The 24,294-nt window shown below is 49.6% G+C and carries 23 protein-coding genes; 7 read left to right on the plus strand and 16 right to left on the minus strand.

From position 1 onward, the window contains the following. A partial coding sequence (locus MJZ25_09915; protein ID MCQ2124486.1) for an amino-acid N-acetyltransferase occupies positions 1 to 815 on the minus strand: 815 nt, incomplete at its 3' end. Between the two features lie 17 nt (positions 816 to 832). Further along, on the minus strand, positions 833 to 1,708 hold the full coding sequence (locus MJZ25_09920) for an FKBP-type peptidyl-prolyl cis-trans isomerase (GenBank protein MCQ2124487.1): 876 nt from the start codon (positions 1,706 to 1,708) through the stop codon (positions 833 to 835). A gap of 295 nt (positions 1,709 to 2,003) precedes the next feature. Here MJZ25_09920 and MJZ25_09925 point away from each other — a divergent pair, with 295 nt between their 5' ends. The 3 genes from MJZ25_09925 to folD all read left to right on the plus strand — a co-directional run bounded on the left by MJZ25_09925 (position 2,004) and on the right by folD (position 3,953). Further along, on the plus strand, positions 2,004 to 2,240 hold the full coding sequence (locus MJZ25_09925) for a hypothetical protein (GenBank protein MCQ2124488.1): 237 nt from the start codon (positions 2,004 to 2,006) through the stop codon (positions 2,238 to 2,240). Between the two features lie 173 nt (positions 2,241 to 2,413). Continuing rightward, on the plus strand, positions 2,414 to 3,025 hold the full coding sequence (locus MJZ25_09930; protein MCQ2124489.1) for a hypothetical protein: 612 nt from the start codon (positions 2,414 to 2,416) through the stop codon (positions 3,023 to 3,025). An 85-nt stretch (positions 3,026 to 3,110) separates the two neighbouring features. Continuing rightward, positions 3,111 to 3,953: a bifunctional methylenetetrahydrofolate dehydrogenase/methenyltetrahydrofolate cyclohydrolase FolD gene (gene folD / locus MJZ25_09935; GenBank protein ID MCQ2124490.1), complete on the plus strand. Its 843-nt coding sequence runs from the start codon at positions 3,111 to 3,113 to the stop codon at positions 3,951 to 3,953. A gap of 79 nt (positions 3,954 to 4,032) precedes the next feature. On the opposite strand, the gene MJZ25_09940 is transcribed toward folD, so the two are convergent. The 9 genes from MJZ25_09940 to MJZ25_09980 form a co-directional block, all read right to left on the minus strand. Further along, complete coding sequence (locus MJZ25_09940) at positions 4,033 to 4,380, minus strand: hypothetical protein (GenBank protein ID MCQ2124491.1); 348 nt, start codon at positions 4,378 to 4,380, stop codon at positions 4,033 to 4,035. Between the two features lie 157 nt (positions 4,381 to 4,537). After that, positions 4,538 to 4,870 carry a hypothetical protein gene (locus MJZ25_09945; protein MCQ2124492.1) on the minus strand — a complete coding sequence of 111 codons (333 nt, stop codon included), beginning with the start codon at positions 4,868 to 4,870 and terminating at the stop codon, positions 4,538 to 4,540. A gap of 131 nt (positions 4,871 to 5,001) precedes the next feature. Continuing rightward, positions 5,002 to 6,342, minus strand: a complete 1,341-nt coding sequence (locus MJZ25_09950; GenBank protein ID MCQ2124493.1) for a polysaccharide deacetylase family protein — start codon at positions 6,340 to 6,342, stop codon at positions 5,002 to 5,004. 254 nt (positions 6,343 to 6,596) lie between these two features. After that, complete coding sequence (locus MJZ25_09955) at positions 6,597 to 8,303, minus strand: carbohydrate-binding protein (GenBank protein MCQ2124494.1); 1,707 nt, start codon at positions 8,301 to 8,303, stop codon at positions 6,597 to 6,599. A gap of 118 nt (positions 8,304 to 8,421) precedes the next feature. Further along, a complete protein-coding gene (locus MJZ25_09960) occupies positions 8,422 to 9,438 on the minus strand; it encodes a hypothetical protein (GenBank protein ID MCQ2124495.1) in 1,017 nt (338 codons plus the stop codon). A gap of 94 nt (positions 9,439 to 9,532) precedes the next feature. Beyond that, on the minus strand, positions 9,533 to 9,976 hold the full coding sequence (locus MJZ25_09965; protein MCQ2124496.1) for a hypothetical protein: 444 nt from the start codon (positions 9,974 to 9,976) through the stop codon (positions 9,533 to 9,535). 58 nt (positions 9,977 to 10,034) lie between these two features. After that, the gene (locus tag MJZ25_09970; protein ID MCQ2124497.1) at positions 10,035 to 10,697 is read right to left on the minus strand and encodes a histidine phosphatase family protein; all 663 of its coding nucleotides are present in this window, start codon (positions 10,695 to 10,697) and stop codon (positions 10,035 to 10,037) included. Positions 10,698 to 10,720: 23 nt separating this feature from the next. Beyond that, complete coding sequence (locus MJZ25_09975; protein MCQ2124498.1) at positions 10,721 to 11,293, minus strand: phosphatase PAP2 family protein; 573 nt, start codon at positions 11,291 to 11,293, stop codon at positions 10,721 to 10,723. A 39-nt stretch (positions 11,294 to 11,332) separates the two neighbouring features. After that, positions 11,333 to 11,902, minus strand: coding sequence for a phosphatase PAP2 family protein (locus MJZ25_09980; protein MCQ2124499.1), 570 nt, complete (start codon positions 11,900 to 11,902; stop codon positions 11,333 to 11,335). Between the two features lie 83 nt (positions 11,903 to 11,985). Between MJZ25_09980 and MJZ25_09985 the strand changes: the two genes are divergently transcribed. Continuing rightward, entirely contained in the window at positions 11,986 to 13,158 is a 1,173-nt protein-coding gene (locus tag MJZ25_09985; GenBank protein MCQ2124500.1) for an acetate kinase, read from the plus strand. 234 nt (positions 13,159 to 13,392) lie between these two features. Here the strand turns inward: MJZ25_09985 and MJZ25_09990 are convergent, their stop codons facing one another. Together MJZ25_09990 and MJZ25_09995 are read right to left on the minus strand one after the other, a co-directional pair. Next, the gene (locus tag MJZ25_09990) at positions 13,393 to 16,092 is read right to left on the minus strand and encodes an Ig-like domain-containing protein (GenBank protein MCQ2124501.1); all 2,700 of its coding nucleotides are present in this window, start codon (positions 16,090 to 16,092) and stop codon (positions 13,393 to 13,395) included. Between the two features lie 132 nt (positions 16,093 to 16,224). Beyond that, positions 16,225 to 18,120, minus strand: a complete 1,896-nt coding sequence (locus MJZ25_09995; protein ID MCQ2124502.1) for an ATP-binding cassette domain-containing protein — start codon at positions 18,118 to 18,120, stop codon at positions 16,225 to 16,227. A gap of 51 nt (positions 18,121 to 18,171) precedes the next feature. On the opposite strand from MJZ25_09995, the gene MJZ25_10000 reads away from it, so the two are divergent. Further along, a complete protein-coding gene (locus MJZ25_10000) occupies positions 18,172 to 19,263 on the plus strand; it encodes a hypothetical protein (GenBank protein MCQ2124503.1) in 1,092 nt (363 codons plus the stop codon). A 140-nt stretch (positions 19,264 to 19,403) separates the two neighbouring features. On the opposite strand, the gene MJZ25_10005 is transcribed toward MJZ25_10000, so the two are convergent. After that, a complete protein-coding gene (locus MJZ25_10005; protein ID MCQ2124504.1) occupies positions 19,404 to 19,796 on the minus strand; it encodes an NADH-quinone oxidoreductase subunit A in 393 nt (130 codons plus the stop codon). Between the two features lie 68 nt (positions 19,797 to 19,864). On the opposite strand from MJZ25_10005, the gene MJZ25_10010 reads away from it, so the two are divergent. Beyond that, positions 19,865 to 20,683: a hypothetical protein gene (locus MJZ25_10010; protein ID MCQ2124505.1), complete on the plus strand. Its 819-nt coding sequence runs from the start codon at positions 19,865 to 19,867 to the stop codon at positions 20,681 to 20,683. A 112-nt stretch (positions 20,684 to 20,795) separates the two neighbouring features. Here the strand turns inward: MJZ25_10010 and MJZ25_10015 are convergent, their stop codons facing one another. Together MJZ25_10015 and MJZ25_10020 are read right to left on the minus strand one after the other, a co-directional pair. Next, a complete protein-coding gene (locus tag MJZ25_10015; protein ID MCQ2124506.1) occupies positions 20,796 to 21,116 on the minus strand; it encodes a hypothetical protein in 321 nt (106 codons plus the stop codon). Next, positions 21,116 to 22,105, minus strand: a complete 990-nt coding sequence (locus MJZ25_10020) for a glycosyl transferase family 2 (GenBank protein ID MCQ2124507.1) — start codon at positions 22,103 to 22,105, stop codon at positions 21,116 to 21,118. Before MJZ25_10020 ends, MJZ25_10015 begins: the two co-directional genes overlap by 1 nt. Positions 22,106 to 22,204: 99 nt before the next feature. Between MJZ25_10020 and uvrC the strand changes: the two genes are divergently transcribed. Next, positions 22,205 to 24,106 (plus strand): excinuclease ABC subunit UvrC, encoded by a 1,902-nt coding sequence (uvrC, locus tag MJZ25_10025; GenBank protein MCQ2124508.1) that lies wholly within the window; start codon positions 22,205 to 22,207, stop codon positions 24,104 to 24,106. Positions 24,107 to 24,294 lie beyond the last annotated feature (188 nt).

The raw sequence follows: 24,294 nt of genomic DNA on the forward strand, positions 1-24,294 counted from the left end.
ACACGGTTGGCGCCGGCCTTGCAGGCGTGAATGGCGTTCATCAGGTAGTCCATCTGGGCAAAGTTCAACGTATCGGAGTTCAGCTCCAGAAGTTCCTGGGCCTGGTCCACATCCATAGCAGAAATAAGGCCGTTGTCGGTAGGCTCCAGATACTTGGTGTTCTTGCCCGTCACCAGGCCTTCCAGCTTGATACCGTCCTGGTTTCCGATGAAGAACAGCTTGCCCACCTTCATGTACTTGCAGAGTTCCGTGGCAAGTTCTGTGGAGCTGATGTTGTAGGCGTGACCAATCTTGTTCCAGCCGATGGGCGGAATGATAGGCACGAAATTTTCTTCCAACAGCTGTTCCAGGATGTCCTTCTGGATACGTTCAATGCGGCCGGTGCGCATATAGTCCACACCGTTTACCACGCCCATGCTGCGGGCCAAAATCCAGTTGCCCTGAATACCACGGAGGCCGCTAGCGGTCAGGTGGCTCATGATGTGCTGGGCAGCGCCAAGAGATGCCTGTTCCACATGGGGCAGGGCCTCTTCGCAAGTAAGACGTACGCCGTTATGGAACTTGGATTCCAGACCCCAAGCCTTCAGCTGGGCGTCGATGGAATTGCGAGTTCCCGGCACGATAATGATCTTAATCCCGGACTTGTGCAAAAGTCCGATATCTCGCATGAGCACAGGAAACAGCGGATGGCTCATCAGATCATCTTCGATCTTCAGGACAAACAGCTGACCCTTGAAACGTTCCATGTAGCCGAACACTTCACGGATGAAACCTGCAACTTCGAAATGCTGTGAATTAAAATCAGATGGGTTCATGGGGTAAAAGATAGAAATTACTTTGCAGAGTCTGCAGCGGGAGCAGCCAAATCTTCTGCAGCAGGGACTTCGGCGAGAACCTTAAGCAGTTCCACTTCAAAGACCAGCATGGCGTTTGCAGGAATCAAGGGATCCACACCTTCTTCACCGTAAGCCAAGGCGCTGGGAATCCAGGCCTTCACCTTCTCACCTTCCTTCATGACCTGGAGAAGATCCTGCCAGCCTTCGATAACGGCACTTACCGGGAATTCCAGCGGTTCGCCACGTTTGACACTGTTGTCAAATTCGGTACCGTCGAGAAGAGTTCCAACGTAATGGACTTTCACCTTGTCGGCTGCCTTCGGGGTGAGACCGGCACCTTCGGTTATTACTTTGTACTGAACGCCCTTGGTGGTCACCTTCACGGTGGAATCCATAATGTTCTTGGCCAGGAACTGGGCCTGTTCTTCTAGGGCCTTCTGTGCGGCAACCTTTGCATCGGCTTCCTTCTGGAGCTGCATCTTCAGGAGCAATTCCTGCAAAGCCTTTTCACAGGCAGTATCATTCATTTGAACGGTACGGCTGGAATCAATCTGGTCCTTGATGGCGCCCATCAGCACATCCATGTTCAGGGGGACATTCACATTGGCAACAGCCTTACCCAAGTCCATACCCAAGGCATAGCTATAGCGAGCCATCGGATCTTCAAGGGAAAACTTCTGTTCTGCAGGTGCGGACTGAACAGAAGAAACTTCGGCAGAATTTACCGGAGTTGCATTAGCAGACGAATCCACCACAGCAACCGCAGGGGCGCTCTGCGGTGCAGGAGTTGTTTCAACAGCAGGCTTGGAACCGCCACAGGCGACCATGGAGCCACAAATTGCCATGCCCAAAGCATAACGAGTCAAGTTCATTTATTACCCTCAAAAATTTGATTTAAAACACACAAACTAACAGAATCTTATACAAGAGAACGTCAAGCGAACATTTTTTGATTCCGATTCACAGACAACAAAATAGCGAATTTCTGGCAATAAAACCACTCGTTTTACACAGGAAAACCCGTTTTTTAGTGTAAATTCCGCAATTTCGGTCATTTTCGGACCCGTGTGCAAAATTTCACAAAAATCGCCATCTTGTAAACGGTGTGATACAAAGACCTTTAAAAAAAACTTACAAATTGTTAAATTATGCCCCCGAAGAGAGAAAATGGAGAAAATGATGAGCACCCGTTTCATGAACATCATCGATTCAGCAAACCTGAACAAGGAAAAGTTTGACGATTCCATGGAATCCCTGAAGGGTTCCCTGCAGCAGTCTGTCGAAGCTTCCAACAGCCTTTTTGTCAGCGATAGCGCTCCGAAGACCGGCTGGTTGAAAGGAAGCCTCTCCTATCCTTGGGTTCTGATTTGCACTATTGCCCCGGCAATCAAGGAAATCTTCTAAATTTTTTTTGAAGAAAGATTTATGAAAGGTCCGCTGTAAGGCGGGCTTTTTTATATCTTTAAAACATGCTCAAACATCTTCTTTTTCTCTCAATCTCCTTGACCCTATTTGCATGCACGGATTCCGGAAACAATGCGACCAGTTTAAACAAACTTCCCAAAGATTTCAATGAAATGGAATACGTACAGATTCATAGGAATCTACGCTACTCCCAAGTCACCAGTTACATCAGGGAATACAATAAGAAAGTGGACGAGACCCTAACCAGGGAACAGTTGGTTGAAGACAGCGTCCGTTTCGACGTTGACACTGCATCTATCCATCGCTTTTTCACAGACCGAATAACTGGCGCCTTCCAAAATTGCGACCATTCCGAAAGTTTCGTATGCGAAGACTTTACCGATGAGGAACGTGAAGAAGAATGGCGATGGCGATGGACTCCGGACACCATTTACACCTATACGGAAAACCCTAATTCTCTCTATGGCGTAGACACTACTTACGAACTGAATTATAAAACCTCACTAGACGCCCGTTCAATGAGAATTATCCGCGGCTTCAATTTCCATGACAGGCTGGACGACTGGAATGCTGTGCGGGAAATTCCCTTGGATACAACAGCGATTCACAACCACTTCCTATCCGTCGCAAAAAACAAAGGCTGGCCTTACAGATATTGTAACGAATATGAAGCCGAGGGGGAGCCAGTCTTCCCCGAACCGCCCGCAGAAAAGCTATACTGCCTTGACGGTCAGGACGTAAAGGAAGCACATAATAATCACTAAGATCAAATTTTTTCGCCTCGCATATTTAAAAGTGCGAGGCATATTTTTATCTTTGGTCTCAAGAAAATTAAACCTGGAGAAAACTATGGCAGCTCTCGTATTGGATGGCAAGGCACTTGCCAAGACTACCGAAGAAGAACTCAGCGCACGCGTGGCTAAGCTTAAGGAAAAGACCGGCAAGACCCCGATCCTCGCCACCATTCTCGTTGGCGACGATCCTGCTTCCGCTACCTACGTGAAGATGAAGGGCAATGCCTGCGCCCGCGTTGGCATGGACAGCATCAAGGTCATCATGCCGCAGAACACCACTACCGAAGAACTGCTGAACAAGATCCAGGAACTGAATGAAAATCCGGACGTTCATGGCATTCTTTTGCAGCACCCGGTTCCCCGCCACATTGACGAACGCGCTGCTTTCGAAGCAATCGACGCCCGTAAGGACGTTGACGGCGTGACCTGCCTGGGCTTTGGCCGTATGTCCATGGGTGAAAAGGCCTATGGCTGCGCTACCCCCCAGGGCATCATGCGTCTTCTGAAGGCTTACAACGTTGAGCTCTCCGGTAAGCACGCTGTGGTTGTTGGCCGTAGCGCCATCCTCGGCAAGCCCATGGCCATGATGCTGTTGAACGCCAACTGCACTGTTACCATTTGCCACTCCAAGACCCCCAACGTTCCGGAACTGGTGAAGCAGGCTGACATCGTCGTTGGCGCTGTGGGTAAGCCGGAATTCATCAAGAAGGAATGGATCAAGCAGGGCGCTGTGGTTATTGACGCAGGTTACCATCCGGGTGGCGTTGGCGACTGCGAAAAGGGCATGGAAGAAGTTTCCAGCGCATACACTCCGGTTCCGGGTGGCGTTGGCCCCATGACCATCAACACTCTCATCTACCAGAGCGTTGAATCTGGCGAAAAGTACATTCTCGGTTAATCCGGAATAAGTCGCAAATTTCGCGACTCATCAAAACTAAAAAGCTCGGCGTTACGCGCCGGGCTTTTTTCATAGCCTTTTAATGACCAAACTGTATAGGAGGAACGGCGTTCGAATTAAAAATCAATGCCAAAACAAAAAGACCAACGACAGTCCCTGTAGCAATAAGGATTCTCGCATAAGGAAAGTGACTACCATTCAAAGACCTTGCACCTGTATTTCCTCTGCCATAATCTACAGTATCTTTCTGCGCATCATATGCAGGGATCGGCAGATCATAGTTCTCCGAAGCCTGCACACTCTGCGTCTGAGCTGAATCCACCAGCAGAGTCGTATCCACCGGCTGGGAGACAACCATGTTCGCAGGCATCAGCTGTGCACAGCAAAGACTGATTGAACACAGTAAAACAACGATTATCCTCTTCACAAGATTCCCCCCAAAATTTTCTCTTATAATACAAAATGCCCCGCAAAAAAGCGGGGCACGTTTTTAAAAAATCATCAATTAATAACTTCGTTATTTTTGATAACCGGCTCGGAAATGACTAAATAAATTTAGTCGCTTCACTCGCCTTAGTTATCAATTATTTGTACTCAAGTTCCCGCAAAGAGGCCTCTGCCTCGGCGGAATTGGGCGAGAGAGAATTCTTCAACGTGGTCCCAATCAATTCAATACCCTTCTGAATAACCATGTTCTTGGCAGTTTCCTGCAAAGTCGGGTCAGCATTGATCGTGCTGATGGAATCATCTAGAGCCTGAACGTCAATGTCGTTGGAATCGCGGACGACAACAAGAGGCTTACTATCCACAAGCTTGACAGAATCCTCTACGGCCTTCTTGGGAAGAACCAGCTGCGCAAAGGACGCGCAGGCCAAAACCATCACAAACACCCCAACAGTCTTGCACCAGTTTTTCATCAAGTTGAAATATAAAAATCGCCCACCCCTTGGGCAGGCAAACAAATAAAAAATGCCCCCGGTAGACACGAAACTACTAGGGGGCGGTTTTTAACTAAAGAGAAAGAGAGAAAAATTATGAAAGCAAAAGCTTATTTGCGAACGCGAACGGTCTGCATAGTCTTGCCAACTTCACCATAGCGCATGATGTAGACGCCTGCACCAAGACCCACATTCACTCGGTTCCACATGTCGTTTGCGGCACCGGCTGCGGTGTAAGAGGACTTGAGCAGATGGCCATTTACATCAAACACGCTGCACTTGACAACACCGGAAACAACATTCATCACGACATTGTTGCCGATTGCGAGAGTACCCGAGCTAGAGGAAGCCGGAGCAATTGCAGAAGAACTAGATGCCGGAGCTGCAATAGAGGAGCTAGAAGCAGGAGCTGCAGCGGAAGAGCTAGAGGCCGGAGCCGGGGCGTCGCCAGAAGTCAAGACGATGTTACCGCCATTGGGAACTGCATCAAAGTAAATGTAGCCATCCTTGATGGAAACATCAATAGCCTTGCTGTTCTGGGTAGCAGTAACCTTAGTCCAGTTGTTGGAATTCTTCACGCGGATAGACAGCGGATATTGGTACTTGCAGATATTGTCAGCAATGTTGTGAGTCAACTTGAATTCCATGGTACCGGCGGCAGCACCAGAAACAGTTTCGATCTTGGAAGCCTTACGTTCCTTCACGTACATGACGCCATCACGGAAAGTGGTAATCCAAATATCGGCATCGTTCTGCTTTGCCCAGCTAAGAGCGCCATCGATAGCGCTCAGATCGGTGGGAGAATAGGTTGCAGAACCATTGCTCTTGCCCTGGAAACCATGGGTAAGGAACATGACCCAGCCATTCTGCTGCATAGCCTTCTGCATCTGGCCAGTAAAATCACTGGTGCTCTTGATGGAGCCTTCGGAACCAGTCATGAGAGCAGGAACCTTGGTCCAGTCGGAAGGACCATCCTTGCCCATGATATCGGACACACCCTGCCAGGAACCATTACAGATACGGCCTGCAATGTAGTTCTGGTTAACAGCAGACTGGTTAGGCACATTACAGTTGGGGTAAGCAACAGTAATAATACCACCATCCTGATTAATCTTTCCCTGGATATTTGTCTTGGAAGAAGCTTCTTCACCTGACATGTTATTGCCATGGGAGTTACTATGGCTAGCAATTTCGTGACCGTTATTGGCCATCTGCTGGAAACCGCTCCAGTTGGGGTTCCAGTTGTACACCAGGTTAAAGGTACCCTTATAACCGTACTTGTCAAAAACCGGGGCACCGTCAGTTACGTGGCTAGGTGCGCCATCATCAAAGGTAAAGCTTGCGGCACCCTTGCGGAAGCCAGCCCAAGTAGCAATTTCCTGGGAAGAAGCAACAGTTGCACCAAATGCGATAACAGCTGCGCCAACAATCAATTTTTTATTCATAATCATCACACACCCCTCCCTTTTCATTCGGGTAGAGTCTCCTTAAGCCTAGAACTACATTTTTTTCATTCCAATATGGAATAAACGCAAACACATTGTGTTGTACGACGTTACAACACTTGCGGTTTTTAGGCGAAATTAGCCTATTTTGACAATATTTCTTTACAAAAGCTTTACAACAGCAAACAAAAAAAGCTCCCGGAAAAACATTCCGAGAGCATTATTTTTACCCGAGTCCGGCCCGAGTCAACTACCCAAAATTACTTACGGACACGAGCCGTTTGAGTAGACTTGGCACCTGTGAATCGAAGAACATAGGCGCCTTCACGAAGGCCCTGGTTGACATTGTTCCAGATTTCGCCCACAGACCCTGCCGTTACATGGGCCGACTTCACCAAAACACCATTCATGTCAAAAACAGAGCATCTGATCATGCCAGGACCCACATTCCACTGAACCGTATTTGCAATGGCGTCTGTTCCGGAGGAGGAACTTTCAGCGGGATTTTCAGCAACAGAGCTGGAAGATGCCGGCGGGGGTTCCACAGCAGCGCTAGCCAGCTTGATCCAGTCCACGTTCAAGTTGTCGTTATTGATGGTAAGGCGGAGAGTCTGCTTACCTGCGGCAAGTTCAATTTCATCACCTGCACTTTCGGAATAAGTGTTCCAGTCGCCCTTGGCAGCCACAGCCACCGTAGACTTGCTGGAACCCACAGAAACCGTTACAGAACCATCGGCGTTATTGCCGGTAGCTCCATTCACAGAAACCTTGTACTTGCCTGCGGTCTTAACATCCAGAGTATATTCGAAGTAGTCGCCTGTAGTGGTATAACCGAGGGCGAGACCTGCACCAGCCTTTACAATGCCAGCGTCGTCAGCGCGGTAACCCGTGGTATCGCTTCCGCTATTGGCATGTTCAAAGGCATAGGTATCGTAGTTCTCACCTTCGATGGTTCCCGGGATTTCAATGGCACCCTTGAAAGGTTTGATTTCGGGAGGTTCGCCAGTCACATTCAATTCCAGGGCCATGAATTCAATGGTGTAGGAGCCGTCTGCATTCGGAGCGATGACCTTGCCCTTCTGGGAAACGGTACGGCCGGCCACGTTCTGGATGTTCACGCGGAGAGGCACTGACTTGGGCATGGCGGAATGGGGAGAAGTCCAAGTGACTTTGAAACCATCGGAGGTTGTAGTGGCGGAAGCCTTGTCGATGGCGAAGTGGGCACGGTAGTAAGCAGCCACCACACCGAAAGGAGCAATCCATAATCCCTTATTCTTGGCCTCGTTCATAATGGAGGTCATGTCGTTGGTGGCGATACCATAAGTGTCGTTGACGCCCACGCCATGGTTCAGCTGCACCGTCCAGGCTTTCTGACTCTTGGCGGTACCCATGTTGTTCTTGGCGTTGCTTGTGCTGGAACCACCCTGGGTGTAGCAGTTGGAACTGATGTTCATCCATTCCGGTTCGGAACTCCAGCCATAGTACTTGGCACCGGCGCAGTTACGGTTGGCAATGTGATCCTTGCTGATGGCATTAGCCACATTGTTGTTGCTAGCACAGAAGGGAGTTGCAAATGTATAGACTTCAGGAGCGCCCTTAGAAAGCAGGCTGCTTTTCCAGCCGCTGGTTTCGGCAGTCAGGTCCACGCCGCCGGTCATATCCTTGTGGCTCTTGGAATGGTTGCCAATTTCGTGACCATTCTTGGCATAATTCAGATAATCGCTCATGTTGCCACTACCTGCGCCCATGGCTCCGGTAATAAAGAAGGTAACCTTCACATCTGAATTAGCATTGAGGTAACTTCCGATCGCACCCAGCTGGTTATAGCCGTCATCAAAAGTAAAGGAAACTGCGCCATCGTGGCCATTCCAGGGAACCGTGGTAATGGGGCCAGCCCAGGCAGAAACAGAACATGCGGTCGCCATAGCAAGCATAGCGGCAAAACATCTAGTACTAGATTTTTTCATGAATCAATCTATCCTTTTCCTGATCCAATCTATATACTTATACACCAGCATGAAATATACGAACAAAAGAAGCGTTGTCTGGCAACAACGCCCCTTAAAATTTTAGAAACATCAATATTTATAGCGCTTTTTCCAGGAAATTCTTGGCGTCGCAGGACTCCACCACCTCTGTACCCAGCAGGTTTTCCAGGCGGACAAGATCCGGATGGCCTTTTCGTTCAAAAACCACTACTTTTTTGAAGCGTTCGCGATGGCTTAGCAGAAATTCCAGATTATTCACGTCGGATTTCGGGAAACCGTAACCGACAAAGTAGATTTCCTCGGCGTTTTTCAGGTAATAATCCGCCTTGCTCCACAAAACATTGAACAAACTTCCGCGAAGGAAACTTTCTTTTGCATGAGCCATAGGGATATAAATTGGAGTGTCCTCGCAATAAATGGGGAAACTGCGGTCTTCCGGTTCCACCTGGCAAACGTTCTTCAGGTCCAGCTCATCTACCACGCCTTTAACAGGGAACCAGTTGAGGGAACCATGAAGTTTTATCAGGTCCACTGTATGCAGCAACTTTTCGCGACGGGCGGAACGGTCGGCGCGATCAATGCGGACACCATAATCCACGGAAATGGTCTCACGAAGTTCCGGGTCCCGAGCAATGGCAGACTCGATCAAGGTATCGTAATTGAAAGAAAGCAAAAGGGTGTCACGGCGGCCTTCGGAAGGACAGTTCACGCAGGATTTCAAGAACTCGCGAAGGACCACAGCGTTCTCCGTGGAGAGAGCCTCGTCATGGCGAATCACACTGGCAATAAAACGCAGCAATTCGAAACGCAGGCTTGCGTGGTAAAGTCGCTCACGTTCTCCCGGGAAAATTCTAGCGGACAGAATAGACGTGGCCAACGTCTCAATGCTCAAATATTCGCTTTGGCCATTGCACAAGTCCAGAAAGCGCTTGCAATAATCACGGAAATGCGGAAATTCCTCCGGAATGCCAAAGGGGATCAATTCGTTCAAATCACGAAGAGTGGGCATCTGGGGCAAAAAGGACTTGCTGAAGCCCGAGCCCAAAACATAAATACGGCGGTAACCATTAGGTGGCACTGCCCTAGAAGAATCAATATTTTCCATATCAGCCATATACTGAATCTATATAAAAAAAGACCCTGCGGGTAATGCAGGATCTCTTTTAATTTCGAGAAAAGAATTACTTTGTCTGTAGCAAAAGTTCTTCTTACTTGGCACGCTTCTTGAAAAGGTCAGCGTCATTGGAGAAGTTGTATGCCCAACCAGCAGCACCTTCCAGGGAAGCAAAGTCTTCATCATAAACGAGGACGCGGTCGCCACCGGAAACAGCCTTGAAGTATTCATAGGTACCATCTCTGTCGGAAAGACGGCCTTCATAGTAGAAGTCTTCTTCGTAGTACGGATCATCATCACCCGGGAGATACATTTCGATGGTAACGACAGCATTGTAGTTAAGGTCGCCCCTTACACGAACATAAGAGCCTTCACCCAGGTCTTCGCAGGAAGAAGGATCGCTATCATCGGCACAATAGGATGTGTAGAAATAATTGTAATTGAGGGAATAGGTTGCGTCGGTGATTTCAATGGTGCAGCCAACAAAAGCCAGGACCATGGACAGGGCAGCGACGAGTTTAACAATAGACTTTCTCATTTGTTTCTCCTTTTGAGTTTTGCGATAATATAAACTTAATAAACACGGCTGTCAACATCTAAAAGAACATATTGCCATCATCCAAGCCCGTTACAGGCTCAATCCGTTCATCGCCATTCGGTCCAATCACAATAGCCAGGCCGCTCAGAAAGTTCATCCACACTCCCGGGGTGAAGTCGAACTTGCAAAAATGGGCAAGACAGGGAACAATCCAGGCATCGTGGGAGGCAAATATGTTGAAGCGGGCCGCCCCCTTTTCCAACATCATGGAACGCATCTCTTCGGCACGTTCGTGGAGGTCGTGATATGCCGGATGCACCCCGTCACGGATCCAATCGCAGATACTGGGATAGAACTTTTCGTTGAGCACCGCGTGGTACTGGTCGAAGTCCTTCACAAAGAAATCGCCCAGCGGATCGAGAATCTGGACTTCTGCGGGAGGCGGACCACCGGCAGCTTCGCGACCAAGACCGATCCTTTGAGCCGTTTCAACACAGCGCCCCACCGGACTAGAAAAATAAACGGCATCTCCTTCGATTGGGAGCTGCGATCCCAAGACAAAGGCCTGTTCTCTTCCTTTGTCTGTAAGGCCAACATGGGCGCCACCATCGGAATCTTGAGGCGTAATGTGACGACGCTCCCCATGGCGGATCAATAAATAAACCCGTGCATTAGGCGAGAGGTTCGCAAAAAAATCCTTTGCAGAAACATACTGATTCATGAGACCCAAAATTCAATCCACTATTAGAACGAAAGCATCGGCAGCCAATCCGCCAGTACGCCAGAAATAGGAATCCAGGCATAGTGCGCCACCATAAAACACAGAAGACCAAAAATGATTCCAAAGATTACATCAGAAAGCCAATGCAAGCCAAAAACTACGCGGAGGAAACCCCAGGAAAGCGGCAGCAGGAACAAGAACCAATAATAGCAGGGCAAGGCCAGCATCACTGTTGTCGCTACAGCCAGATTGTTCATAGTATGGCCAGAGGGAAAGCTGAACTGGTCCATCAAAGGCAGCTCCTGTTTCACAGAAGGAAGCACCGAGAACGGGCGAGGGCGTTTCACATTCAGCTTGATCAGTTCATAAAGGGTCACCACAATAGTAAAGGCAAAACCCGCATTCAGCATAATGGGGAGTGTTTCCTGCCAGCCACGATGAATCCAAAGAAGCAACGCAACAATAATCCAGAAATAACCGTCACCCAGACGAACATAAATACGAAGAATCTTCTTCGTTCTCTCGGAACAGTGCCTAAAGGTAGCCGTCCAGTAACGAGAAATTCGTTCATCTATTTTCTGTATTTTCGCTAGCATCACATTTGAAAACTAGCTTTTTACAAGAAACGGTTCGATCTAAACAAAAGGAATCTGCGGAAAATATCCGGCAAGAATAGAAGAAACAGGAATCCAGATTAAGCTGCCTACAAAAAAACTGACTATACCTAGAACGAATCCGCAAACAATATCTGAAAACCAGTGCACACCGTAATAGACTCGCAGGAGTCCCCAGGTCAAAGGAAGCAAAAGCATGAGCCAACCGTAGGCTGGAACAGCGTAGAACACCGCAGAAGCCACCGCCAAATTATTCATTGTATGGCCCGAAGGGAAACTGTATTTGTCCAGAGGCGGAACCTCGGCCTTAATCTGAGAAAGCTTTTCGCAGGGGCGCAAACGTTTGGTACTAAGTTTCACGATTTCATAAATCGCAAGGGCAGCCACCAAGGCACAAAGCGCCCTACCAAGAATAGGCCAGAACACATCGAGGCCGACGTTGTAAATCACAAAGGCAATAAAAGCAGCCCAAAGATAACCGTCACCGAGGCGCACATAGAACTTTAGGAACTTATTCACACCCTTGGAAAACTGGCGACTGGTCCAGTACAGGGAAACCTTTTCGTCAAAACTCTGAATTCTCTTTAACATCAAAAAAAATCTAGAAATTTCCGTAGCGGTTTTTCCTAAATTTTTTCCATATTACATAAGCACCTTGAAACTAAGAGGAAAAAATGCGTGTACTCGTTCTTAACTGCGGCAGCTCTTCTGTAAAGTTCGCTGTCATTGATACTGTTACCAAGGAAGCTCTTTCCAGCGGTCTCGTTGAAAACATTGGCGTTGATGGCCACTTCAAGGGCAAGGGCCCCGTCGACAAGCAGGACTACAACTTCGATTGCCCCACCCATGCTGAAGCAGTTGCTGCCGTCCAGAAATACCTGGGCGACCAGAACCTCATCGACGGCATCGAAGCCATCGGCCATCGCGTAGTGCATGGCGGCAAGTACATCAAGAGCGAAAAGGTTACCCAGGAAGTTATCGACTACATCCGTAGCATCACCTTGTTCGCCCCGCTCCACGAACCGGCTCACGCAACCGGCATGGAATGCGCCATGAAGTTCTTCCCGAACCTCCCCCAGGTGGCAGTGTTCGATACCGCCTTCCATCAGACCATGCCCCGCAAGGCATTCCTCTACGGCATCCCCTACAAGTTCTACGAAGACGACGCCATCCGCCGTTACGGTTTCCACGGCACCAGCCACCGCTTCGTAACCGCAGAAGCTGCTGCAATTCTCGGCAAGAAGCCGGAAGACTGCTGCTTCATTACCGCTCACCTCGGTAACGGCTCCAGCTGCTCCGCCATTCTTAACGGCAAGTGCGCCGACACCACCATGGGTTTCACCCCGCTGGATGGTCTCATCATGGGTACCCGTTCCGGCTCCATCGATCCCGCAATCCTCTTCTTCATCAGCAAGAAGTACGGCTACGATATCGACCGTCTCGACAAGATGGTGAACAAGGAATCTGGTCTTCTCGGTCTCTCCGGCCTTTCCAACGACATGCGCACCTTGAGCCAGGCTGCAAGCGAAGGCCACGTTGGCGCACAGATCGCTATTGAAACCTTCTGCTACAAGCTGGCCCGCGAAATCGGCGGCATCGCCATGGCCCTCCCCCGCATCGACGCTCTCGTCTTCACCGGCGGCATTGGTGAAAACAGCTTCCTGGTCCGTAAGACCGTCATGGAAAACCTCAAGCTCCTCGGCTACGAAATCGATGACGATCGCAACATGAAGAGCGGCAAGGAATCCGGCCACATCATCTCCAAGGATGGCACCCCCACCGCTATGGTTGTTGCCACCAACGAAGAACTGCTCATCGCTCTCGACACCGAAGCAATGGCTAAGTAGGCTCCAGGTACGAGGCACGAGTTCGTTCGCGCTTCACGCTCACTTTGAGGTTAAAGAGAAAGGCTCCGCATTGCGGAGCCCTTTCCTGTTTGCAATTTTTGATTTTATGATGCAGCCCGAAGCGTACATCTTTTTTTTCTTAGAGACAAGCTAGACAAGGCGGAGGGACCGAAGCTGTATTGAAATACAGCGAGAGTCCCGACAACGCAGCATCACGCAGCTTATAAGGAAAAATTACTTGATGGTATAAGTCTGCTTGTTCACCTGGAGGATCTTGCGACCCTGAACCTGTGCTGCAGCATTGCGAACATCAGATTCGCTGACCGGCAGCTTCTGCTTCCACATCACGCGACCCTGCATATCGAAGATTGCAGCCACGCCGCGGTTTGTGAGAATTGCATTCTGCCAAGTAGCCTTCGGAGCAGCAATCATCGGCTTGATTGCTGACGGAGCCTTACCGAACTTCACCACAATGTTAGACATAACATAGAGGTTTGCAGCATCCACGCCCTTAATACCGATACCGAGTACAGAACCCATAGTGTACTTATAATCTTCAGCGGCAGTCACATACAGAGAGTCGCCATCGACTTCAGTAGTAAGCATTTCAGAAGTTTTTGTAACGGTATAGGTCAAAGCTTCGCCATCCGGATCAGAGATGTACTTGGTCAAATCGATTACAAAGCTAAATGCAGAGTCTGCGTCAACATAGACGGTATCGCCCTTAACAACAACCGGCTTGTCATTTACGCAGGAAATAGATGCAGGAATCTTAAGATCGGTGGTTGCACCGTTCTTGTCCTTTGCAGTAACAATGACTTCTGCATCACCGCAAGCATCCTTCACAGCCTTGATGGAGATAATGCCGCTAGCAATGGACGGAGCCAGGAGGCTATCATCGCTACGGACAGAGAATGTCAGTGCAGTGGCAGCATCCTGGTCATCGGTAAACCAGCTCAGTACTTCTGCTTTGGAGTATCTAGAAACGGTGGTGAAATCTTCCTTGAGTGCTGCCAGACGGTTACCGACAGTATCAAGAACTCCTTCCACAATTTCCGGAGCATGATTTCTGTAAACGACGTTGATGGATACAACAGCCATATCAGTGGTATCGCCATCACCATAGGCAATCACATAACCAAAGGCATCTTCACCTTCAAAACCCTCTTCAGACTTGTAGGTAAAAGAACCGTCTTCGGCCAAAGTCACTTCGCCATTGCTTGCAGGAACAACCAGAACTGCAGTAACTTCGACATCGTCCGGGTTTTCGTCATTTGCCAGCACACCGTTCTTTGCAGCCACCTTAAACAAGGAGTCCTGAGGAATGGTGTAGGAATCATCCTTTATGCGAGGATCGTCTGCAACAGGTTCCACCTTGATGTAGCAGATTACAGAGGGAACTGCAATCTTATGGTCGCCTGCAGAGAAGGTCACCTTGGCAACGCCGTTAGCATCTTTGATTGCAGAAATTTCAACACCGTAGAAACCATCTACTGCAGAGTAGCTTGCATTGACGATACCGGAAGCCTTTGCAGAGTAGACGATATCATCGTCACCATCAGGATCGGTAACCGTAATGTTTTCTGCAGGAATAAACACAGAGAACTTTTCAAAATCTTCATCCACGGTAAGAGTGTCACCGAAGTCATGTTCATCACCGGCTTCGTCAACAAAGGTCTTTGTTACAACAGTCACCTTGGGAGCGTCGTTCACCGGAGTAACAATAATAGTAGCGGTACCAACGTTACTTACGCGAGTCGGAGTCTTGACTTCATAGAAACGATAGGTGAAGTAATCCTTGCCGAAGTAATCCTTTTCGGGAGCATAGGTGAACATACCCGTGGAAGTATTCACAGTGAATTCGCCATGTTCCGGTTCGCTCACAATTTCAAAGGCGAGCGTGTCACCATCAGCATCAGTACCCATAAACTTCAAATTGTTCATCTTGGCGGTAAGACCGTTCTTATAAGAAGAGTCTTCGGGAACTTCGATTTCAAAATCCTTGGCTACCGGGAGGTTTTCGGTGTCAACGGTATTGATTGTGAAGCTGAAGGTTGCGGTCTTCTTGGTGGGATCGGTTGCCGTCAGGGTAACAGTTGCGGGGCCCTTAGGATTCGAGGCAGTTGCAAACTTGATAGTGCTATTCTGATCATAAGCGGCAGAATCAACCAACACAACGGACTTAGATTCGCTGACGATTTTTACGGTAATTACCAAATCATCACCATCGGCATCCTCAAAGACTTCCTTCATGTCCATGGTATGAAGTTTGCCTTCATCCAGAGACAATTCTCCACCGTTGTAACCGGAGAAGCCCTTGGTAACATTCGGAGCGTAGGTCACGCATTCTGTACCCAAGGTAAAGCTATGGAGGATAACAGCGTTTGATTCACTCTTTGCTGTATTGGCATGGGTGTTCTTATAGCTGAACTGGACACCTGTTTGGGAACCAACAGCCCAAGTCTTTGCAGTGGCAGATTTCCAACCCTGGGTCAAGTCTGCAAATGCAACAAAGACCTTCTTGGGATTGGCGGCAGCATCCAATTCATAACCATAGTAGTTATCATCGGTAATGGTGGACTGCTTAAAATCTACGCGGAACGGAGCTTCAGCTTCGTAAACCAGGCAAACACCCTTATAGGTAGAAAGGGATACAGCCACATCCTTATAAGTGGTTGCATTCTGCTGCCATGCAAAACCATAACCTGCACCGGCACTGGTCTTGCCCATGGGAACCTTAAAATCCAAAACCTTGGCACCATTTACATTCGTAGTATCAATCGCAGCACCACTGCCTTCTTCATAGGCAAATGTATAGAAGTACGCCGGTTCCTTGGTGACTTTTTCACCTTCATCGGACCAAACAACAGCCGTAGCTGCAGATGCGGCACCGGCCAAAAGGCCAAGTGCCAACAAAGAAACTTTTTTGTTCATGTTAACCTCTCGATTCCAATACACCTTAATCTATATAAATAATAAGAAAAACGTACCCCCTCCCACAAGGGAGGGCCGATGGGTCGGAGAACAAAGTATCGAAAAATAGGCTAAAAAAGGGTAAAATTTTACTTAACCCAAACTGTCCAAAATTTCAAATCGTTCGTAGGCTTTTTCAAGCTCTGCTTCACGGTCAGAAATTTCCTTCTGGAGTTCTACGATGCGGGCCGCATTGGTGCAGACTTCCGGCTTGCAAAGTTCTTCCTGGCGGGCGGCGATTTCAGATTCCAGCTTCTCAATTTTTTCGGGAAGGGCGGCGTATTCGCGCTCTTCGTTATAGCTACGCTTTTTCTTCTTGGCAGGTTCTGTTGCGGATGCCACGGAGGAAGTTGCAGAGGAGGCGCCGGAACTGGCGGCAGCACGGGCAGCTTCCTTTTCTGCGGCAATCTTTGCAGCTGCAGCGGCTTCCTTGTCACGCATTTTCTTATTGGCTTCGTAATCGGAATAACCACCAACGGCTTCAAAGATGTTTCCGTCTTCCTCGATGGCGTAAATTCCCGTAGCCACAGAATCCAGGAAGGCACGGTCATGGCTCACCGTCAAAACAGTACCCTTGTATTCGGCCAGAAGCTCTGCCAAAAGATCCAAGGTTTCCATGTCCAAGTCGTTGGTAGGTTCATCGAGAACAAGCACGTTGCTGGGATGGCTAAAGAGGCAAGCCAAGAGCAAACGGTTTCGTTCACCACCGGAAAGGGCGCTGATGGGGCCACGGGCGCGGTCTGCGGAGAACAGGAAGTCTTGCAGATAACTTAACACATGGCGTTTGACTCCATTCAGGGTAACGTAAGCCTGACCATCACCGATGTTTTCCACCAGGGACTTGTCTTCGCGGAGGCGGGTGCGCATCTGGTCAAAGTAAGCAATTTCAAGATTGCTGCCCAGCTTGATTTCACCGACGTCGGGCTGCAATTCACCAAGAATCAACTTCAGGAGAGTTGTCTTGCCGGAACCGTTAGGGCCTACGATACCAATGCGGTCGCCACGGGAAACTTCAGTGCTAAAATCGTTGATAAGGGGCACTGAGACGCCGCCGGTAGTTTCGTCGGCGTAGGAATAGGTAACGTTCTTAAGGCGGGCCACCATGCGGCCGGAGCGTTCCGCCTCGGTAATCTGCATGGAAACGTTTCCTGTGCGAGTTCTACGTTCGGCACGTTCCTGACGCATCTTGATGAGAGCGCGGACGCGGCCCTCGTTACGGGTGCGGCGAGCCTGGATGCCCTTACGGATCCAGACTTCTTCTTCGGCAAGACGCTTGTCGAACAAGGCGTTTGCCTTTTCTTCTTCAGCCAGCGCCTGGTCGCGGAACTGGACAAACTTGTCATAGGGAAAATCCCAGCTACGGACGCGACCGCGGTCCAGTTCGAAAATTCTTGTTGCAGTGCGACGTACGAAAGCACGGTCATGGCTTACAAACATCACGGCACAATTCAATCGGGTAACGATACCTTCCAGCCACTGGATGGCAGGAATGTCAAGATGGTTCGTCGGTTCATCCAGCAAAAGCAAATCCGGATCTTCCGCGACAGCGCGAGCAAAAAGCACACGACGTTTCTGGCCACCGCTGAGGCTATCATACATTGCATCCGCATCAATGCCCGTCTTGCCGAGGATTGCTTCTGCCGCAGCATCATGATGCCCTTCGCTATCAGAACCGTCCTTGGCTCCAGTCCATCCGGCGGAACTACCTGCCGCCACCTTCCCCATCACGATATCGCGCACCGTGCCATCGATGTGGGCAGGGATTTCCTGGATCATGCGGCTTACGCGAAGCCCAGTCTTCTTGACAACATCGCCGGAGTTGTACTCCATCTCGCCAGTAAGAACCTTAAGCAAAGTAGACTTGCCTTCGCCATTACGGCCCACCAGGCAAATACGGTCACCCGCTTCAATGTCAAAGGAAACACCATCCAAGAGCGGAGCAGAACCGCCGAGGCGCAAAAGAATATTCTGTGCGGAAAGTATGGGCATAGCACAAAAATAGCTTTTTTAAAAAAGCACGAGATATTATATTTCAAAACAATGAAACTGGTAAAATTTTTAGCTGCAAGTTTGATGTTCGCGGCCCCTCTGTTTGCCGAGGCGGACACCACCAGCGTATCAGCTAAGGATACCACAAAGCATTTCCAGCGTTTCACCGCACTGCCTGTCCTCGGCTATTCCGAAGAAACCCAGCTACAGTTTGGCGCCATGGGCATCATCTTCTTCAAACCCGAAGTCGAAGGCGGCAAGGTTCCCGAAATAGACATCACCGCCTACGGATCAACCCGCGGACAGTTCCAGTTCATTCTGGAACCCTTCTACTACCTGTATCACGACAAGATTTCAGGCTCCGCCGCGTTCCGCTACCAGAACTGGGTGGCCAGCTATTTTGGCAGAGGCAACAATCCTAACTTCGACAAGTCCGTGATTTTCGACCGCGAAAAATTTTTATTGGAATCCACCCTGGAATCAAGCGTCGGCCTTCCGAAACAACTGAAATACGGCGCTGTGATTCACATTGAGAATTCCGACATCAGTTTCCGCAAAAGTGACGCGCTGGAACTTCCCGACGATCATTCCGGATGGAGAAACGGCGTCGGTTACCAAGCCTCCTTCGACTCCCGCGATAACACCAACTGGAGCAGGCACGGATTTTTGGTGCAGTGGCAGCAGATGTTCTACAACGACAAGCTGGGCGACTTCTCCTTCGACATCGAGAAGTTCGACGTCCGCGGATTCACGGATCTCCACTTTTGGAATATCACCATGGCAACGGCGGTTCTCTGGCAACGAGCTAACGGCGACGTACCCTTTGACATGCTGGCTGGCCCCGACGGAATCAAGCGTTTCCGCGGTGTAGAAAGTCTCTTCTTCAACGACAAGCAATCACTGATCGTGCAGGCGGAACTGAGGAAATTCCTGGGCTGGCGCCTGGCGGGCACCATCTTCTTTGAAGGCGGTAAAGCCGGAGACCATTTCAGCGAACTCATGAGAAACAAGTGGCACCAGGCCATTGGCTTCGGTGGGCAGTTGGCCCTGAACCTGAAGGAGCAACTGTACGCCCGCGGAGAATTTTCCCTGGTAGATTACAAGCATCTGGGACTGACAGTCTACGTCCGACACGCTTTCTAGGTTGCAAGGGACGACGCCCCTTGCGTTTCATATTTTCCTCCCGACAGGACAACATCCAAAGCCCATACTCCAGCAATAAAAAAAAGCAAGCGCGGGCCAGAGACCCACGCTTGCCTTTTGAGATAGAATAAATTCTAGAACTAGTCCTGAATCTTGGTCCAGTTCAGCACACCCTTCTTCATGAGGTAGCAGTAACCGGCTTCGAGAATCACGAGGAAGCCCAACAGGACATAGAGGAGTTCCCAACCGCCGACCAGGAACTGAATGGTCCAGGGGTAGAGGAAGGCAACTTCAAGGTCGAACACCAAGAAGAGCATTGCAACCATGTAGTACTTGACCGGGTAACGTTCGTTGGAAGTACCGGAAACGTGAGCAATACCGCATTCGTAGGAAGTACCCTTGATAGCGGTGTCCTTGATCTTGCCCGGGTGGAGGATCCAGTTAGCGAGGAGCAAGATGGTGGGGACGCAAAGAGCCAAAACGACCAAAATGGTCATAGCAAAAGTAGTGTCGAAAATTTCAACGTTTGTCATAGTGAGGAGAAAGATAGTAAAAAACTTTTTTCTGGTTATGTGAAGATTTGTAAACTATATTTGAATCCATGAAAAAGACCACTACATTATTGGGAATATTGGGTGTGGTAGGGATGTTTTGCGCATGTACGACCGATACAATCTCGGCCCCGGACAGCAACCAGACGTCTCCAAACTCTTCGACCTCCGTTTCTGGCGGAAATAACTCCAGCAACGATCCTTACGTAAAGGACTCCGTTGTTCACGAAACCGTTTACCTTTCCTCTTCCGGCAAGCGTCCCGTGCCCTACTCCAGTGCAGGCGACGATCCTTTCTGCTGGGATGACAAGGATTGCAAACCTGCAACCCCGGCCTCCAGTTCTTCCATCGCAAGCATCGAAATCAACATTTCCTCCGAAGCACAGAATCCTCCGACAGTTAGCGGCAACACCTTGACCGATAACCGTGACGGCAAGAGCTACAAGATTGAAACCATCGGTGGCAAGCTTTGGATGGCTGAAAATCTGAACTTTGAAACCAAGAGTGGCTACTATTGCAAAACCGCAAGCAGCGATGATATGTGTGCCTCCTATGGTGGTTTCTACTCCTATTCCGGCGCTCTGCGTGCCTGCCCCAGCGGTTGGCGTCTCCCCACCCAAGCCGAAGTGGAAGCCCTCGATAAGAATGTCAAACATGAATGGTGGCAGGTCGGTGGACGATTCAAGCTGGCAGACGGTGAAGCAACCGACTACGGTCTTGAAGACGAACAGGGCTACATCTGGATTGAAGCAAACGACGAATACAGTTCCTTCCGAATCAAGAACTACAACGAAGACAGTCCTCACGAATTACAGTCTGGCTCCACCGGTGAACGCGCCTACAACGTCCGCTGCATCTCCGACCAGTAATCGCACCTACAATCTTTAACCGAAAGCCTCCCCCTACCGGGAGGTTTTCTTTTTATGCAAGAAACCTCGCCGCTTATGCGACGAGGTCCTTTTTTCAATTTCTTTGGATTGACTACAACTTATCGAAACTGGTGCGGTTCATGCCTTCGTCCAAAAGGAGCGAAAGGTTCTTGAGATCCTGTTCCATGGTATCGTAGTAAATCTTTGCACGGCGAAGCTGCTTGCGCAGTTCGAAAATCTCGGACGTAAGCTCAACGGCCAGCAAGGCCAGTCGCTTACGGTTTTCCATCTGGAACTTTGCCGAGCGATCAAACCGCTGGTCAATAAATTCGCTGATTTCCTTCAGTTCCGCATCGGGCAAGTCCGTGCGAATTTGAATGCTTTCCTGAGCGACAACTACGCTTACAGATCTGAGACTTTCGTTTTCAGCCATTACTTACTTCCTACGCCGAATGGATCTTCGTCCAGCAGCCAGTTCAATCTAAAAAAACTTGTCTGCGAGCCCTCCTTGTTGCTCGCAGAGTTTTCGGTCTTCTTTTCGCTTGCCGGATGGACTTCAATGGTAGGAAGTTCCTCTTCGGCAGATTCCTGTGCAACATCTTCTGCGGCAGTTTCTTCAACCACATCGTCCACCATATCTTCGGAAAGTTCTTCCTGTTCAATGGGAAGGTCGGTACCGAGTTCGTTTTCGATAGTGGAAACCAGCTGCTGGAACTTTTCCTGGGCTTCGTCGATTTCATCGGCCTGTGCCTGGAGCAATTCGTTCTTTTCAGCGATAATTGCGTTAAGTTCTTCGATCTTCTGGTTGGTGCCGTTAAGCTGTTCGGTCAAGTTGGCAATGGTCACCAGCTTGTCGTTGATCTGCTGGTTAAGAGAGCCTACCTGAGAATTCAAGGTGTCCAGCTGAGAAGAGAATTCCTGGAACTTGCCTTCGTCATCTTGAATACGAGCTTCGCATTCCTGGATCTTCTTGTCGCAAGCATCAAGCTTTGCAGCATCTTCCTGGATACGGGCCTGGTATTCCTGGAGTCGATTTGCACTTTCCTGGAGGAGGCCTGCGCTCTGCTGGAGCTTATTGTCCTTTTCCTGGACCTTGCAGTTCAAAAGTTCAATCTGAGCCTTGAGATCATCCACAGCCTTATTCTTTTCGGACATCTTTTCGTTAAGGCCGGCGATTTCAATTTCCTTGACGTTCAAGGACTGAGTCTGTGCAATAGCTTCGTTTTCGCGAGCGTTAAGAGCAGCCTTGTAATCAACGATGCTTGCGTTAGCCTTTTCCAGAAGCATGGCCTTGTCCTGGAAGGAAGCCTGGGAAGCAGACAGCTGCTGTTTGAGTTTCGCATTTTCTTCTTTAAGGGCGCGAACTGTTCCCAGAACTCCTTCGATCTTCTGGGAAAGTACATTTACCTTTTCAAAATTCATCTTTGCTCCGTAAGTTGAATATCTATGGATAATTTACTTCTACAAAATAATTAAAAAATTATCAGGGCAACGATAAAAAATTTTTAAATTCAGTCTATTATGATTTCCGTCAATGAACACATCCAGAGGCGACTCTCGGAGCTTCCCGACCACCCCGGCGTCTACATCATGAAAAACGCCGCGGGCAAGATCATCTATATCGGGAAAGCCAAGGTTCTGAAGAACCGCGTGCGTAGCTACTTTGACGGAAGCGAACATAACGGCCACCGCGCAGCAACCCTGATGTTGCCTTATATTCGCGACATCGAGTGGATCATTACCGAGACGGAAGAAGAGGCTTTGATTCTGGAAGCCAACCTTATCCGAAAGCACACCCCGAAATACAATGTGCTCCTGAAGGACGACAAGCATTTTCCATACTTGGCATTTTCCGTGCGTGACCCGTTCCCCAGGCTTTTTATCACCAGGTCTGTCCGCAAGGATAATTGCCAGTATTATGGCCCCTATATGGGCACCCGAACTACAGACAAGCTAATCGACCTGGCCGCCCGACTTTTCGGCATCCGCGAATGCACCATGGACTTGCCGGCACGTTCACCCCAGCGCCCATGCTTGAACTACCATATCGGTCGTTGCAGGGCTCCCTGCGCAGGGCTTATCAGCCGTGAGGACTACTACAAGGACGTGATGCAGGCAAGGCTCCTCCTAGAAGGCAAGCGAGATGACCTTCAGGAAATTTGGACTCGCGAAATGAACGAGGCTGCAGCCAACCTGGATTTTGAAACCGCCGCCAAAAAACGCGACGCCATCCAGGCTCTGCAATCCACAGGGGTCCACGCCAAGACGGACACTTCCGATCCCAACTTGTCCCTGGATATCGTGACCCTCCGCCGCAACGGAACCCTGGCCGCCGCCGTGATTCTGGAATACCGCGAAGGTGTGCTGACAGGTCGCAGGCACTACCGCCTGGAATGCGAATTGGAAGATGACGAAACCGAAATCTTCCGCCAGATGATTCTAAACTGGTACATGGATCAGGACTTTGTCCCGAAGGAAATTGCCACCGACATCCCGCTGCCCGAAGACGCAGAATCCTTGCAAGCGGCGCTTACAGAAAAGGCCGGACGCAAGGTATTCTTCAACATTCCCCAACGTGGTGAAAAATTAGGCTTCCTGAAATTAGCAGGCGCCAACGCCGACATGATCCTTGTGGAAATGCGTGCGGAAGTCCAGAAGTACAGCGAAATCGACCAGAGCGTTTTCGAACTGCAGAAGGTTCTCGGCCTAAAGAAGACTCCCTTCCGCATCGAGTGCGTGGATATTTCACACCTCAGCGGCACCAACACCGTGGCAAGCCTCGTGGCCTTCAAGAACGGAAAGCCCGACAAAGCCAATTATCGCAAGTTCATCATCAAGACCGTGGAAGGCGTGGACGACTTCGCCAGCATGCGCGAAGTCATGACCCGCCGTATCCGCCGTCTGGAAGAAGAAGGCACCCCTATGCCGGACCTTTGGGTTTGCGACGGTGGTAAAGGCCAGGTGGACGCCACCATGCAGATTCTAAAAGAGCTGGGTCACGACAAGGACCTCCCCCTCATCGGTCTCGCCAAGCGCCTGGAAGAAATTGTGTTCCCCGACGAACGCAAAAGCATTGTGCTGCACCGTACCAACCCGGCCCTGAAACTTTTGCAGAACGCCCGTGACGAAGCCCACCGCTTTGCCATTACCTACCAGCGCAGCAAGCGCAAGAAAGACCTGGAAGTGGAATGGCTGAAGCAACCCGGCGTAGGTCACGAAACCCGCATCAAAGTTCTCAGCAAGTACAAGAGCGCCGAAGCCTTCATGGCAGCCCCCTTGGAAGACATCGAAATCCTCCTGGGAAAGGTTCGCGGCAACAAGCTCCGCGAACAGGTGGCTCAGTACTGCGCCGACTTCATCACCCCCTTTAAGGACGAGCCCGACGAAATCAGAGAAGACTGGGAAAACAACGAAAACCCGTAAATTTCGTCAAAACCCGCAAAAAAGATACGGATAACACAGTCCGGACTTCATTACAATTTGGATTACAAATATTTTCATTCCGCTGCTTGTCTGGCGACGCCTTATTAGGTATATTAAGTCTAGGCATCCCACGGATCAACGCCCGATCTAACAGTATTATTAAAGCTCGTTGCTCTTGTGATACAGTT

This window comes from Fibrobacter sp. (genome assembly GCA_024399065.1).
In the GTDB taxonomy this organism is placed as follows: domain Bacteria; phylum Fibrobacterota; class Fibrobacteria; order Fibrobacterales; family Fibrobacteraceae; genus Fibrobacter.